At 56.5% G+C, this 14959-nt stretch carries 14 protein-coding genes; 5 read left to right on the top strand and 9 right to left on the bottom strand.

Translation table 11 applies throughout. From position 1 onward, the window contains the following. Nucleotides 1-228: 228 nt before the first annotated feature. The 5 genes from HX778_RS10670 to HX778_RS10650 are packed head-to-tail and all read right to left on the bottom strand — an operon-like array spanning nt 229 to nt 4897. On the bottom strand, nt 229-1560 hold the full coding sequence (locus HX778_RS10670) for an NtaA/DmoA family FMN-dependent monooxygenase (protein ID WP_176981959.1): 1332 nt from the start codon (nt 1558-1560) through the stop codon (nt 229-231). 45 nt (nt 1561-1605) lie between these two features. Next, on the bottom strand, nt 1606-2505 hold the full coding sequence (locus HX778_RS10665) for an ABC transporter substrate-binding protein (RefSeq protein ID WP_038480063.1): 900 nt from the start codon (nt 2503-2505) through the stop codon (nt 1606-1608). 37 nt (nt 2506-2542) lie between these two features. Further along, nucleotides 2543-3211, bottom strand: a complete 669-nt coding sequence (locus HX778_RS10660; RefSeq protein ID WP_176981958.1) for an ABC transporter permease — start codon at nt 3209-3211, stop codon at nt 2543-2545. Further along, on the bottom strand, nt 3211-3840 hold the full coding sequence (locus HX778_RS10655; RefSeq protein ID WP_038480057.1) for an ABC transporter permease: 630 nt from the start codon (nt 3838-3840) through the stop codon (nt 3211-3213). The genes HX778_RS10660 and HX778_RS10655 overlap by 1 nt, the downstream gene beginning before the upstream one ends. Beyond that, nucleotides 3833-4897: an ABC transporter ATP-binding protein gene (locus HX778_RS10650; RefSeq protein ID WP_176981957.1), complete on the bottom strand. Its 1065-nt coding sequence runs from the start codon at nt 4895-4897 to the stop codon at nt 3833-3835. The genes HX778_RS10655 and HX778_RS10650 overlap by 8 nt, the downstream gene beginning before the upstream one ends. A gap of 257 nt (nt 4898-5154) precedes the next feature. Between HX778_RS10650 and HX778_RS10645 the strand changes: the two genes are divergently transcribed. Next, nucleotides 5155-6171, top strand: a complete 1017-nt coding sequence (locus HX778_RS10645; protein ID WP_176981956.1) for a S66 peptidase family protein — start codon at nt 5155-5157, stop codon at nt 6169-6171. On the opposite strand, the gene HX778_RS10640 is transcribed toward HX778_RS10645, so the two are convergent. After that, nucleotides 6165-7085 (bottom strand): LysR family transcriptional regulator, encoded by a 921-nt coding sequence (locus HX778_RS10640; RefSeq protein WP_038480049.1) that lies wholly within the window; start codon nt 7083-7085, stop codon nt 6165-6167. The genes HX778_RS10645 and HX778_RS10640 overlap by 7 nt on opposite strands. 186 nt (nt 7086-7271) lie before the next feature. Between HX778_RS10640 and HX778_RS10635 the strand changes: the two genes are divergently transcribed. Next, a complete protein-coding gene (locus HX778_RS10635; RefSeq protein WP_176981955.1) occupies nt 7272-7889 on the top strand; it encodes a LysE family transporter in 618 nt (205 codons plus the stop codon). Nucleotides 7890-7938: 49 nt separating this feature from the next. Here HX778_RS10635 and HX778_RS10630 read toward each other — a convergent pair whose 3' ends face one another. Then, a complete protein-coding gene (locus HX778_RS10630; RefSeq protein ID WP_176981954.1) occupies nt 7939-9144 on the bottom strand; it encodes a M24 family metallopeptidase in 1206 nt (401 codons plus the stop codon). 227 nt (nt 9145-9371) lie between these two features. On the opposite strand from HX778_RS10630, the gene HX778_RS10625 reads away from it, so the two are divergent. Then, nucleotides 9372-9614, top strand: a complete 243-nt coding sequence (locus tag HX778_RS10625; RefSeq protein ID WP_038480039.1) for a type II toxin-antitoxin system CcdA family antitoxin — start codon at nt 9372-9374, stop codon at nt 9612-9614. Nucleotides 9615-9616: 2 nt separating this feature from the next. Next, nucleotides 9617-9928 (top strand): CcdB family protein, encoded by a 312-nt coding sequence (locus tag HX778_RS10620; RefSeq protein ID WP_176981953.1) that lies wholly within the window; start codon nt 9617-9619, stop codon nt 9926-9928. Nucleotides 9929-10288: 360 nt separating this feature from the next. Here the strand turns inward: HX778_RS10620 and guaA are convergent, their stop codons facing one another. After that, nucleotides 10289-11866: a glutamine-hydrolyzing GMP synthase gene (guaA, locus tag HX778_RS10615; protein WP_172569206.1), complete on the bottom strand. Its 1578-nt coding sequence runs from the start codon at nt 11864-11866 to the stop codon at nt 10289-10291. Nucleotides 11867-11933: 67 nt separating this feature from the next. Next, nucleotides 11934-13400, bottom strand: a complete 1467-nt coding sequence (guaB, locus tag HX778_RS10610; RefSeq protein WP_038480030.1) for an IMP dehydrogenase — start codon at nt 13398-13400, stop codon at nt 11934-11936. Nucleotides 13401-13570: 170 nt separating this feature from the next. Between guaB and xseA the strand changes: the two genes are divergently transcribed. Further along, complete coding sequence (gene xseA / locus HX778_RS10605; protein WP_176981952.1) at nt 13571-14956, top strand: exodeoxyribonuclease VII large subunit; 1386 nt, start codon at nt 13571-13573, stop codon at nt 14954-14956. Nucleotides 14957-14959: the final 3 nt, after the last annotated feature.

Here is a 14959-nt window from a genome sequence, read left to right as displayed (position 1 = left end):
CCCTGACCCTCTCCCTGGAAAGGAGAGGGAATAAAAAATGTTCCACGTTGGCTGTTTTCCCCTCTCCCTCTGGGAGAGGGCCGGGGTGAGGGTCGAATTGCTCCCCGGCTCTCATCGCCCCCGGCTATGACCCAACTCAGGCGGAGTTGTATGGACTTGAGGTGAACGGAATCTCATCCAATCCTCATAAACAATATTTATAAGGAAGAAACAAAGAACCCCTTATCATCACCCACGCTTAAACTGATTCCCCACCGGCGGCAACCCTAGCTTCTCACGCAGCGTACCTGGCCGATAAGCCTGCTGCATCACTCCACTTTCCTTCAAAATTGGCGCGACCTGGTCGACAAAGTTATCGAAATCCACCGGCAGGAACGGGAACATCAGGTTGTAGCCGTCCACGGCTCCGGCATGAAACGCCTCGCTCAGGGTGTCGGCGACCTCCTGTGCGGTGCCGATAACCAGCCAGCTATCCGAACTTTGAAGCAACAATCTGCCCAGCTGCAGCACCGTCAGCTTAGGATCGTAGCCTTTGATTATCTGCAGCGCGGTTCTCAGCCCGTCAAAGCCCTGTTCGTCCGGCAAAGGCGGCAGCGGCGCGTCAGGATCGTATTCACCCATATCCATTCGCAGGTAGGTGCTCAGGAGATCCAACGCCATCTGATCGTTCATCAGCGTCTGGATAAGCTGCCGACGCTGCTCTTTTTCTTCCGGGGTATTCACCACCACCGGCAGCACGCCGCCGAGGATCTTAAAGTGTTCCGGGTCTCGCCCCAGTAAGCGCAGGCGCTGGTTCATATCCGCGCGGTAGGCCAGCCCTTTCTCGATGTTGCTCATAAACACAAAGTGAATATCTGCCTGAGCGGCAGCCAGCTGTTTGCCGGACTCAGAAGAACCAGCCTGCACCACAATCGGGTGCCCCTGCGGCGGGCGCGGCACGTTCAGCGGGCCGCGCACCTTAAAGAATTCCCCACGGTGATTCAGCGGATGCACAAGCTCGGGGTCCGTAAAATAGCCGCTTTGCTTATCGATAAGCACGGCTTCGTCTTCCCAGGAATCCCAAAGCTTGCGCACCACGTCGATAAACTCTGCGGCACGCTCATAGCGCCTGCCATGTTCCGGCAAGGTGTCCAGCCCGTAGTTAGCTGCTTCTTCCGGCAGCCAGGACGTAACAACGTTCCAGCTCGCTCGTCCCCCGCTCAAATGGTCAAGCGAGGCAAAGTAGCGCGCCAGGTTATAAGGCTCGGTGTAGGACGTTGAGGCCGTCGCCATCAGGCCAATATTTTCTGTCACCGCTGAAAGCGCGGCCAGCAGCGTGATCGGTTCGAGTCGAGGGTTAGCGTAATGCGGGAGTCCGCTCGGCACCGTGTCCCAGATGGCGACGTGGTCGGCGATAAAGATGTTATCCAGCACGGCGGCTTCGGCCCTGCGCGCCAGGTCAGCGTAGTGCTTAAGGGTAAAAATCTCTTTGCCCGGCGCATCTGGATGACGCCATGAGAAGCGATAGTCACCCTGTGGGTTGAAGAAGAACAGATTAAAAATGGCGGTAGCTTGCGGCATGTCGGCATACTCGTTGTGAAATGGCCCTCCCTGGCCGGGGACTCTTTATTTAGCGGCCAGTTTCTCTTTCACCCACTGGTCGGCCACCTTCGCCGGATCTTTATGATCGACGTCGACCAGCTTGTTCAACTGGATCAAATCTTTGGTGGTCAACTTCGCAGAGATATTATTGAGAACCTCTTCGACCTTCGGTGAAACGGCGCCTTTATGCACCAGCGGCACCAGGTTCTGAGCCGGCTGTTCGTGTTTGTCATCCTCCAGCACCACCCACTTCTCTTTCAGCAGATCGCCCTGGGTAGACACCAGCGTCGCCACGTCGATTTTGCCGGAGTTAAGCGCCAGCCGGCTCAGCGGGCCACCGATATCCAGCGACTTAAAGGATTTGAATTTGATGCCGTACACGCGTTCCAGGCCCGGCAGGCCAAGGGCGCGGGTCGCCACTTCAGGCGGGCCGCCGACCACCAGCTCAGGGGCAACCTTCGCCAGGTCGGACAGCGTTTTCAGGTTATATTTTTTGGCCGTCTCTTCGCGCACGCCCCATGCGGTGATGGAGGCCGCCGAGGACGGTTTCAGCAGCGCTAAATCCGCGGGCAGCGCCTGCTGCAGTTCGGCAGAAACTTCCTGTTCGGTCGTCGCTTTACTGCCGCCGTGATAGTAGTTCAGTAGCGCGCCGAGGTACTCAGGCACCACGTCCAGTTCGCCGGTTTTGAGCGCCGGAATGATAATTTCGCGGTTGCCCAGGTTGAGGCGAGTTTTGACCTCAATGCCCTGCTGTTTCAGCGCGCTGGCATAAATATTGGCCAGGATCGTTTGTTCTGAGTAGTTTGCCCCGCCAATCGTGACGGTTTCGGCATGCGCCGCAAACCCTACGCTTGCCAGCCCTGCCGCCAGTAAAGTCAGCCGGAATCCCTTGCTTGCCGTCGTCAGCCAGTTTTTCATCATCATCACCCTTCTCTCTTTTATGTTGTGTTGTGCGCAGGGGTTAGCCCGCGGTTGGTATTGCAAAATTGAGCCAGCGTTTTGCCACCTGCGACATCAGCAGCTCGCAGCCCACCGCCAGCAGGGAAATCACCACCGAACCGGCAATCACCTGCGGGTAGTCACGCTGCCCCAGGCCGTCAATCAGGAAGCGCCCAAGGCCATCCAGCCCGGCATAGGCGGCTACCACCGCCGTGGCGATAAGCTGGAGCAGCGAGGTGCGGATACCGGCAAAAATCAGCGGCATCGCCAGCGGAATGCGGACTTTGAGCAGGCTTTGCAGCGGCGTCATGCCCATCGCCTTCGCGGCATCGCACAGCGTTTGATCGGCGTGGCTGATACCGACGTAGGTGTTGGTCAGCATCGGCGGAATGGCCAGCGCCACCAGGGCGATAAACACCGGCACGTCGTTAAAGCCGAGCAGCATGATGCACAGCAGGATTATCCCCAGCGAAGGGAACGCCTGGCCGATGTTGAACAAGTTGATGGCGAAAAACGCCCCACGTCGCCAGTAGCCCAGCAAAACGCCGAGCGGCTGGGCAATCAGCGCGCCAATCGCCAGGCTAATCAACACGTAGTAAAGGTGCTCGCCAAAGCGGTGCCAGATACCGAGATCGCCGCGCCAGTGGTCGGCCTGTAAAAACCAAAGCCAGGTTTGATGCACGATGTCCATTAGCGTGTCCACCCCGTCAGGCTGTAACCGAGGCGCGCAATCAGCAGGTCAAGCACCAGCGACAGCACAAGGCTCAGCGCCAGGCTGACCAGAATCGGCGTTAAAAAGTTTTGGTTAAACCCAAGGATCATTAATTGCCCCAGCCCGCCCTGGCCTATCAGCGCGGTCACGATAACCAGGCCCACCAGCGTCACGGAAGCGATGCGCAGCCCGGCAAACAGCGCGGGAAGGATCAGAAACAGCTCCACTTCGATAAATCTGCCAAAGCGCGTGTAGCCCAGCGCCCTGCCCGACTCCAGCACGTCAGCGGGCAGTTTTTGCATCCCCGCCAGCACGTTACGCAGCAGGATCAGCAGCGAATAAAGCGTCAGGCCGATAACCGCCGTGGTAACGGACAGCCCGGTCCACGGCAGCAGCAGAATAAACAGCGCCAGCGACGGAATGGTAAAAAGCACCCCACTCAGGGAAATCAGCGGGCCGGAGAGCGCGGGCCAGACGATGGACAGCAAAAGCATCGCGGCGGTCAGCAACGTACCCATCGCCAGCGATATCAGTACCATCTGCAAATGCTGCAGCATCAGCTCGCCTATCATCTCGAGGTTGTCGGTCACCCATTGCCAGTCAATCATTACGGTGCAGCTCCTGATGGCGGTTAAGCGCATCGCTGAGCAGGCCGCTATCAACGGCGCCGGCGTAATGCCCTTCCTCCGTTACGCGCACCAGCACGCCCTGCGGCACGTCCAACAAGGCGCTGTAAACGTGACGCAGCGACTCGCTCTCCCGGGCAATACGTATCGCTGTCTGCTGACCGTTTTCCTGCCAGTGCTGAGGGCGCCCGTCGGCATCCAGAACCAGCGCACGCTGGCTGACATCGGAAAGTTGTGGCTCGCCATGAGTTACAACCGGCACATCGCGGCGCGGTAGATCGCCCACGCGCATCATGCCGAGGCGTTTGAGATTAGGTTCAGGGCCAATGAAATCACGAACAAAGTCGCTGGCGGGCCAGGAAAGAATGTTGTCCGGGGTATCGAACTGCTCGAGGTGCCCGCCTTCACGGAAAATGGCAATGCGGTCGCCAAGGCGAATCGCCTCGTTGATATCGTGGGTCACCAGAATAATCGTTTTATGCAGCCGGGCCTGCAGCGCCAGCAGCTCGCCCTGCAGCCTGTCCCGCACGACCGGGTCAATGGCAGCAAAGGGTTCGTCCATCAGCAAAATAGGCGGATCGGCCGCAAGAGCGCGGGCGATAGAAACCCGGCTTTGCTGCCCGCCCGAAAGCTGATGCGGATAGCGCTTGAGCACCAGCGGGTTCAGCGACATCAGCGCCACCAGCTCGTCTATGCGGCGGGAAATGGCACGCTTGTCCCACCCAAGCAGGCGAGGCACGGTGGCGATGTTTTCCGCTACGGTGCGATGGGGAAACAGCGCCGGGCTTTGCATAACAAAGCCAATCTTGCGGCGAACCTGAATGATATCGGCGCGGGAAAGCGGCTGGCCCTGAATATAGACTTCGCCGCTGTCCGGGATGTCCAGGCGGTTAATCATCCGCAGCGTGGTGGTTTTCCCGCAGCCGCTGGGGCCAACAAAGGTGCAAAACTCCCCTTCGTTGATGGTCATATTCAGCGAGTTGATCGCATGCTGCACGTTGCCCGGATAGATCTTATTGATGTTTTCTAGTTGAATCATGATGCTTCTGCACTTCCTCATACCGCGCAATTTTTGCCCTTCAGGCTTATACGTTTCAGCACACGTCAGGGCAGTATTGCAGAGGGAAATGCGTTCACAAATTCAACATGATGCTAAGAATTGCCGGAAAATAACTATCAGCAATCATCGGGTTATTTCATATAAAAACAACAAATAAGGTAGCTATTTAAAATCATTTCTACGCGCTACTATCGGCGAGCATGCTCCAAAGCGATGATCAACAGGGAGAAGACGCCATGCCACAGATTTATGCTCGTCCTTTAGCCGTCGGCGATACGATCGCCGTGTTTTCCCCTTCCTCGGCGGCCACCGCGTTTGCCCCGCTGCGTTATCAAAGGGCGAAGGCTTTTATTGAGTCAAAAGGATTTTATCTGCAGGAAGGCAGCCTGACGGGCAAAAAGGATTTCTGGCGTTCTGGCTCCATTCGCGAGCGGGCGGATGAGTTTAATGCGCTGCTGCATGACCCTAACGTGCGCTGCATTATCTCGGCCATCGGCGGCTTAAACAGCAACTCGCTGCTGCCTTATATCGACTACGCACAGCTGATGAAAGATCCCAAAATTATCATCGGCTATTCGGACGTGACCGCGCTGCTGGCGGGCATCTATCAGAGAATTGGGCTGATTACTTTTTATGGCCCGGCGGTAGTCGCTTCTTTTGGTGAACTCCCTCCCCTTGTCGACAGCACGTTTGACTATTTCCTCAGTATTCTCAGCAGACAGCAGGCGCTTCCGTATGCGCTAAGCCCGCCCGCTGCATGGACCGACGAGATGCTCGACTGGGAAACGCAATCCCGGGCGAAGACCCTGCGGCCAGGTCGCTGGCGCTTCGAGGGCACGGGCAACGTGGAAGGCCGCGTCATTGGCGGCAACCTGAATACGCTTTACGGCATCTGGGGCAGCGAATACATGCCCGATATCAACCGGGGCGATATTCTGTTTATTGAGGACAGCCTGCACAACGCGGCTGAGCTGGAGCGAGAGTTTTCCCATCTTTTGCTGTGCGGCGTGTTCGACCGCATCGCCGCCATTGTGCTCGGCAGGCACGAGCTGTTTGACGACCAGGGCAGCGGAAAAACGCCGCTGCAGATCCTGAGGGAAGTGCTGAACGACCGCGAGATCCCAGTCGTGTCCGATTTCGACTGCTGCCACACGCACCCAATGCTGACGCTCCCGCTCGGCGTGCGGATGCGCATCGACTTTGACTTTCAGACCATCTCACTGACCAGCCAATGGCTGGAAGCCGATCAGTAATCGAAAGCCAGCATGCCCGAGCGCCAGACGCTGGTCGTGCGGATCAGCGCCTTATCGCGCAGGAAATTAATCAGCGTGGCGATCACTTTGTCATGGCGCAGTTCCGGGCGCGTGACGATAAACAGATGGCGGCGCAGAGGCTGGGGCAAATCCAGAATGCGCATATTCTCCGGCACCGGCAGCACCGAAAGCCACGGCATAATGGAGAACCCCAGGCCCTGATTTACCAGCCCGACAATGCCGCTGTCGCTGGCCAGCTTATGCACCACCTCGTTACGTAACCCCATCTCACGACAGCGTTCCACGGCGGGGCTTAACGTGTTGGCGTTCGGTTGAATAAACGGCAGGTTTTCCAATTGATGCCAGCTAAAAGGCTGCTGCAGACGGAAACTGCGGGGCAACATCAGCACGTAAGGGTCGCTGATGTACGGCACGCCGTGCAGCGAGTCCGGGTAGCCCTGAATGGTAATACCGATATCCGCCCGCCCGGACACCACCGCGTCGTTGAGGTGATGGTATTCCGTCGCGCTGTCATCAATATCCAGATGGATATCGGGCAAGGCCGTGGCGAGCGCCTCAAAATACGGCGGCAGCAGGTTCGCCGTCGCACTGCGGAAGCAGGCCACCCGCACACGCCCGGCAAGCTGTGGCGCTTCCGCCGCCGTCTGCTCAATACCATCCAGCAGCTGCATGATTTTTTTAGCATCTTTGAGGATTTGCGAGCAGGCAGCAGTCGGAATACAGCCGCTGCGCGAGCGATGCAGCAGACGCACGTTCAGGTGCTGCTCCAGCTCGGCAATGGCATGGCTGATGCGCGACTGCGTACAGCCCATTGCTGCGGCTGCGGCGCTGAAACCATTGTTTTCAACTACGGCTATCAGCATTTCCAGCTGATTAAGCTTTATTCCGGCCATATTTTCAGTCAGTTATTGGAAAGGACAGGTTTCGACAAATCGAATTTCTTCATAGATAAGGAAAACATATCACTGTTTTCGGTTGCCGCCTACCGGCCTTCCTTCCCATCATAAAGCCAGTCAGTACGGCGCATAAAAGCAAGAACGCACCACCTGAACCAAGCACTTTTTAAGGAAAACCTGAGCATGCCCGGCATCATCCATTACGGCACCTTTGTCGTCTCTTTCATTCTGCTGTTAATCATTCCCGGCCCCGGCAATCTGATCCTGATCACCAGCGCCAGCAAAGGCGGGGCGCGCAGCGGTTATCTCTGCCTGATGGGAATATTGCTGGGTGACCAGGTGCTGCTGTGGTTGGCTATCGCGGGCGTGGCGGCGCTGCTGGAATCCTCACCGCATGTTTTTCAGGTCATCAAGTGGCTGGGCGCAGCTTACCTGCTGTGGATGGGCGCGCAGCTGCTGCTGAAGGCGAAATCCGGCGCTTCGCCGCCGCCGGTAACGGGCAAAAGAACGCCGTTTTTACAGGGCATGGTTATCACCCTGATGAACCCCAAACCCATTCTGTTCTACGTGATGTTCCTGCCGCTGTTCATCGACCCGGCTCGCAGCCTTGGGATCCCGACGTTCGCTATTCTGGCTGGCACGGCGGCTGCACTGACCTTTATCTACTGTTCGATAATGATCTTCCTGACGACTTCGCTTGCCGAGAAGGTCCGCACCCGTCCCGGCATGGTTTATCTGCTGGAAAAAGCCACCGGCCTGTTCCTGGCGCTGTTTGCTTTTAAGCTGGCGTTTTTTAGCTGAGATCGATAATTAAGCGAAAAAAGGGGCAACTCAATGCCCCGGATTAAGCTTACTCAAAACGCTGTAACGTTCTGGGTAACTGGCTAAACAGCTCATAGCCGTCATCGGTGATGAGCAGCATATCTTCCAGCATGATCGCCCCGACCCCGATGCCGTAGTAAGGCGTTTCCACGCTAAAGACCATGCCCGGTTCAAAGGTTTCGGTGGCCGCAGCACTCACGAATGGCGCTTCTTCCAGGCCTAAAAACAGCCCGTCGCCGTGCCCTAAATGACCCCGGTTATAGTGCGGTAAGCCATTGGCTTTGATTTTGCTCATCGTGTCGTTAAACACATGACTGAGCTTCACGCCAGGGCCAATCAGGCTCAGCATATGCTCATGGCCCTGCAAAATCGTTTGGTAGATCCTCTCCGCCATTGCCGTTGGCTGACCGAACACCACGGTACGCGCCAAATCCGCGCCGTAGCCAGCGACGTCCACGCCGCAGTCAAACTTGATTAAATCTCCCGATTTAACGGGTTCACGGCTCGGGATGAGTTTGGGGGCAAAGTCATCCCCTACCGAGATCAAATGGAAGCGCGAAAGGTTTGTTTCCGGGTGCTGCATAACGGCCGCTTTATAGGCGGCAGTGAGATCCCACGCCGAACAGCCCTCGCCAATCGCCTTAAAGGCTTCACCGATCCCATACTCGGTAATCTGCGCGCTTTTACGCAGGAAGGCTATCTCCCACGGGCTTTTGACCATTCGTAGCTCATTGAAGATTGCCGTGGAATCCACCAGCCGTAAATTCGGAAGCACCTTATCCAGCGTCTGCTTGCCGCCATTGCTCATCGCATTCAGCTCGATAGCGATGTTTTTATCCAGCACGCCGGCGTCCGCTAAAGTGGATTTGAGCAGCGTGAAAACAGCTTCAACCGGTGGGCCAATCGGCCGTTCTTTAATCACCCGCTGCGGGTTGAAAGGCTCATCGACATCGACCCAAACCGGGAAGGTCTTCAGCTCATAGTTCGCCAGCTCAAACTGCAGGCCTGCCGCCTCAAACTCGTTCATCACAACCAAAGATGGCAGCTTTTCATCCCGGAAAATGACCGCCAGCGCCGCGCCGGTATGGCGGAAGGTGTACATAAAGAAACTGGCAAACCCGGTGACATGGCAAAAGTTGTCCGGGGTGGTCACCACCAAAGCCTCAATATTGTTCCGGGCCATGATTGCTCTGGCTTTGGCCGTGACCGCCTGGAGATGATCTGCTTTATTCATGGTGCTCTTTACCTCAGTCTTGTTTAACTTTTGCCGTAGTCGGATCGCCAGATGTTTTAGCAGATCAATCGGGATTTATATAGCGGCTTACGGCGTGAGGCTTTGCTAACGAAGGCAGGAAGTCGATTTTTAGCCAAAGATATTTTGATGATATTTTCGCCATACTGTATATGTGCTACCGTATGTGTTAATTGCACATAGAAATGCGCAGATATTGAGGAGGAGCCATGCCCGCATCAGCAAGTATACGAGTGAAAAAAACGGTCACTGTCACACTAGAGCCAGAGCTGATTCAGGAAGCCAGGGCGGCAGGAATCAACTTGTCACAAACGTTGCGTAATGCTCTAAAGGCCGAAATCAAGGAGATTGAAGCCGCTCGCTGGAAGAAAGAAAACGAAGCCGCAATCGACTATCTGAACCAGCTCACGGAAGAAAACGGGCTTTTATCCGACACCTACAGGACGTTCTGATCATGCAATTCACCGTCTACAAAAATACGGGCAAGCCCACGGCTTACCCGTATTTATTGAATGTTCAGAGCAACATCATTGGGCGCAGAAACACCCGAGTCGTCATTCCTTTATTTCCAGCTGAAAACTATAAAGGGCCACGCACGGACAAACTCACCCCATCCATTAACCTGGCCGGTGAGGATTTTATTGTGATGACTCATGAACTCGCGAGCATCCCTGAACGGGTCCTCGGCGCAGAACACTGCAGCGCGGCTGAACATGAAAATACAATAAAAGCGGCGCTTAACTTCCTTTTCTATGGCATCGAGTAGCGTTCAGGCTTTATGGCAGGCCAGCTCTTTCAGTGGAAACCGACCTGTTTTTACGATCAATCGCTGTGGGAGTGGATATCCCCCTCTTCCACAGCGCCAGTATTCAAGACCGGATAGCGCGAAGGCCAAATCTCTACCTCCGTATTGAATGTTTCAACACGAATAAGCATCGCCTTTGTTAGCTGCATACTCCACGGACTATGAGTCACATGCGTTAGTTTTTTGCGGTACGAAGATGATTAAGGGGAAATGATTACGGAGAGAGTTTTGTAGTGCACGGAGCAAAAGAAAATCGCCAGAAAATCCTTCGATTTTACTGGCGATTTTTGGTGTTAATTGTTTTTAGTCAGTGCTAAAAACTTATTCCCATTCGATCGTCGCCGGCGGTTTACCGGAGATATCGTAAACCACGCGGGAGATGCCGTTCACTTCGTTGATGATGCGGTTGGACACGCGGCCGAGGAAGTCGTACGGCAGGTGCGCCCAGTGCGCGGTCATGAAGTCGATGGTTTCTACCGCACGCAGGGAAACAACCCAGTCGTACTTGCGGCCGTCGCCCATTACGCCCACGGAACGGACCGGCAGGAACACGGTGAACGCCTGGCTCACTTTGTTGTACAGGTCGGCTTTGTGCAGCTCTTCGATGAAGATAGCGTCGGCGCGGCGCAGCAGGTCGCAGTACTCTTTCTTCACTTCGCCCAGCACGCGAACGCCAAGGCCCGGGCCCGGGAACGGGTGGCGGTAAAGCATGTCGTACGGCAGGCCCAGCTCGAGGCCGATTTTGCGGACTTCGTCTTTGAACAGCTCACGCAGCGGCTCAACCAGGCCCATCTTCATCTCTTTCGGCAGGCCGCCCACGTTGTGGTGAGATTTGATGACGTGCGCTTTGCCGGTCGCGGAGGCCGCAGACTCGATAACGTCAGGGTAGATGGTGCCCTGCGCCAGCCATTTAACGTCTTCCAGCTTCAGCGCTTCTTCGTCGAACACTTCCACGAACACGCGACCGATGATCTTACGCTTGGCTTCCGGATCGTTCTCGCCCGCCAGCGCGGTCAGGAAGCGCTCTTCGCCCTCAACGTGAACGATGTTCAGGCCGAAGTGGTCGCCGAACATGTCCATTACCTGAGCGGCTTCGTTCAGGCGCAGCAGGCCGTTATCCACAAATACGCAGGTCAGGTTTTTGCCGATGGCGCGGTGCAGCAGCATCGCGGTCACGGAGGAGTCAACGCCGCCGGACAGGCCGAGGATAACTTTGTCGTTACCGACCTGCTCGCGAATGCGGACGATCGCATCTTCGATGATTTTTGCCGGGGTCCACAGCGCTTCGCAGCCGCAGATTTCCAGTACAAAACGCTCCAGCAGACGCTGGCCCTGACGGGTGTGGGTCACTTCCGGGTGGAACTGCACGCCGTAGAAGCGTTTTTCTTCGTTGGCCATAATGGCAAACGGACAGGTTTCGGTGCTGGCAACGGTCACGAAGTCGGACGGGATGGCGGTGACTTTGTCGCCGTGGCTCATCCAGACGTCCAGCAGCGGTTGACCTGCTGCGCTCAGGGAGTCTTCGATGCCGCGAACCAGCGCGCTGTCGGTTTTCACTTCAACCTGCGCGTAGCCAAACTCACGCTCGGTAGAGCTTTCAACGTGGCCGCCCAGCTGCATGGCCATGGTCTGCATGCCGTAGCAAACGCCGAACACCGGTACGCCGGCGGTGAACACATACTCTGGCGCACGCGGGCTGTTTTCTTCGGTGGTGCTTTCCGGGCCACCGGAGAGAATGATGCCGCTTGGGTTGAACTCACGAATTTGAGCTTCGGTAACATCCCATGCCCACAGTTCGCAGTAAACGCCCAGCTCACGGACGCGGCGCGCCACCAGCTGAGTGTACTGAGAACCGAAGTCGAGGATCAGGATGCGATGTTTATGAATGTTTTCCGTCATTGACGTTAATTCCGAGGCAAGTGAAACGAGAATATAAAGAGCCCGGCGCGTGGCCGGGCTAGTGAAATCAGGAGCCCATGCGGTAGTTCGGAGACTCTTTAGTGATGGTCACGTCGTGAACGTGACTTTCCTGAATACCCGCACCGCTGATGCGTACGAATTCCGCTTTGGTACGCAGCGCGTCGATAGTACCACAGCCGGTCAGGCCCATACAGGAACGCAGGCCGCCCATCTGCTGGTGAACGATCTCTTTCAGGCGGCCTTTATACGCTACGCGACCTTCGATACCTTCCGGCACCAGTTTGTCTGCTGCGTTATCGGTCTGGAAGTAACGGTCGGAAGAGCCTTTGGACATCGCGCCCAGAGAACCCATGCCGCGGTAGGATTTGAAAGCACGGCCCTGGTAGAGTTCGATTTCGCCCGGAGACTCTTCGGTACCTGCCAGCATGCCGCCAACCATTACCGCAGCTGCGCCAGCGGCGATGGCTTTAGCGATGTCGCCGGAGAAGCGGATCCCGCCGTCGGCGATGACCGGAATGCCGGTACCTTCCAGCGCTTCAACCGCGTCGGCCACAGCAGTAATCTGCGGAACGCCAACGCCGGTTACGATACGAGTGGTACAGATGGAGCCAGGACCGATGCCGACCTTAACCGCGCTGCAACCAGCGTCCGCCAGAGCACGTGCGCCAGCGGCGGTTGCTACGTTACCGCCGATGATTTGCAGGTCAGGATATTTAGCACGGGTTTCACGAATACGTTGCAGAACGCCTTCGGAGTGGCCGTGAGAGGAGTCAATCAGCAGAATATCAACGCCAGCGGCGACCAGAGCGTCAACACGCTCTTCGTTGCCTGCGCCTGCGCCAACCGCAGCCCCAACACGCAGACGGCCCTGCTCGTCTTTACAGGCGTTAGGTTTACGCTCTGCTTTCTGGAAGTCTTTAACGGTGATCATGCCCAGCAGGTGGAACCCGCCGTCAACAACCAGCGCTTTCTCAACGCGTTTTTCGTGCATTTTAGACAGCACGACGTCGCGCGCTTCGCCTTCTTTCACGGTAACCAGACGCTCTTTCGGAGTCATGTACACGCTAACAGGCTGGCTCAGGTCGGTCACGAAGCGCACGTCACGGCCGGTGATGATGCCGACCAGTTCGTTTTCTTCGGTCACTACCGGGTAACCGGCAAAGCCGTTACGCTCGGTTAATTCTTTCACTTCACGCAGGGTGGTCGTTGGCAGCACGGTTTGCGGGTCAGTTACGACGCCACTTTCGTGTTTCTTAACGCGTTTTACTTCTTCTGCCTGGCGTTCAATCGACATATTTTTGTGGATGAAACCAAGACCGCCTTCCTGCGCCAGGGCGATAGCCAGACGCGCTTCCGTCACGGTATCCATCGCTGCGGACAGCATAGGGATATTCAGACGAATAGTTTTGGTCAGTTGGGTGCCGAGATCGGCCGTGTTCGGCAGAACAGTAGAGTGAGCTGGAACGAGGAGAACGTCGTCAAACGTCAGTGCTTCTTTAGCGATACGTAGCATGGCAATATCTCAACCTGGGGGTGAATGAGAACAGATAAAATATTGCCGCGGCATTATACAGAGCGTAAGCGATTGCATCCACACTTTTTTCGCAAAACTCCTTGCTAATAGCGCACCGGGCTGTAGTATCGACCTATTAACCTGCTGATTTAGAATTTGATCCAGCTCACATGTCGACACTGAATCCCCCTTCAATTTTTACCATTTCTCGCCTGAATCAGACGGTGCGTTTGCTGCTGGAGCAGGAAATGGGGCAGGTCTGGATCAGCGGTGAAATCTCCAACTTCAGCCAGCCCTCTTCGGGCCACTGGTACTTCACGCTAAAAGACGATACCGCCCAGGTTCGCTGCGCGATGTTCCGTAACAGCAATCGCCGCGTGACCTTCCGCCCGCAGCACGGGCAGCAGGTGTTAGTGCGCGCTAACATCACCCTTTACGAACCACGCGGCGACTATCAGATTATTGTCGAAAGCATGCAGCCCGCCGGTGAAGGGCTGTTGCAGCAGCAGTACGAGCAGCTCAAGCAGAAGCTGAGCGCTGAAGGTCTTTTCGACCAGTTGCACAAGCAGGCCCTGCCCGCTCCGGCTCGCCAGGTCGGCGTTATTACCTCTAAAACCGGCGCGGCCCTGCACGACGTTCTGCACGTATTACAGCGCCGCGATCCGTCCCTGCCGGTCATCATTTACCCGACTGCCGTTCAGGGCGCAGACGCCCCGCTGCAAATCGTGCGAGCTATTGAACTTGCTAACCTGCGCAACGAGTGTGACGTGCTGATTGTCGGACGCGGCGGCGGCTCGCTGGAAGATTTGTGGAGCTTTAACGATGAGCGAGTTGCGCGGGCAATTTTCGCAAGCAAGATCCCGGTCGTTAGCGCCGTAGGGCATGAAACTGACGTCACGATCGCCGATTTTGTCGCTGATTTACGGGCGCCAACGCCTTCTGCCGCGGCGGAAATCGTCAGCCGCAATCAGCTCGAATTATTGCGCCAAATCCAGTCTCAACAGCAGCGTATGGAAATGGCGATGGACTATTACCTCGCCCAGCGCTCGCGGCGGTTTACCCAGCTGCACCATCGCCTGCAGCAGCAGCATCCTCAGCTACGTTTAGCTCGCCAGCAAACCACGCTTGAACGCCTGCGCCAGCGCCTGAACGTGGCCATCGACGGCAAAATGCGCCGGGCAACCCAGCAGCAGCTACGCCTTAGCCAGCGCCTTAACCAGCAGCAGCCTCAGCCACGCATTCACCGCGCCCAGTCTCGCTTACAGCAGCTTGAATACCGCCTGTCGCAGTTAGTGAGCGCTCAGCTCAGCCAGACAAAACAGCGCTTCGGCACCGCGCTCGCCCAACTGGAAGCCGTCAGCCCGCTGGCGACGCTCGCGCGCGGCTACAGCGTGACGACCGCCGAAGACGGCAAAGTGCTGAAGAAAACCAAACAGGTGAAGTCCGGGGACACGCTGACCACGCGCCTGGATGACGGCTGGGTTGAAAGTCAGGTGACGGGCATTAAACCGGTGAAAGCGCCGCGTAAGCGCAAGCCAGCGGCGAAAGGCGAATAAACA

This window comes from Cedecea sp. P7760 (assembly GCF_013386425.1).
Classification (GTDB): Bacteria; Pseudomonadota; Gammaproteobacteria; order Enterobacterales; family Enterobacteriaceae; genus Cedecea; species Cedecea selenatireducens.
The sequence above is the reverse complement of the archived record's forward strand: the minus strand, read 5'-3'. Positions and strand labels throughout refer to the sequence as shown.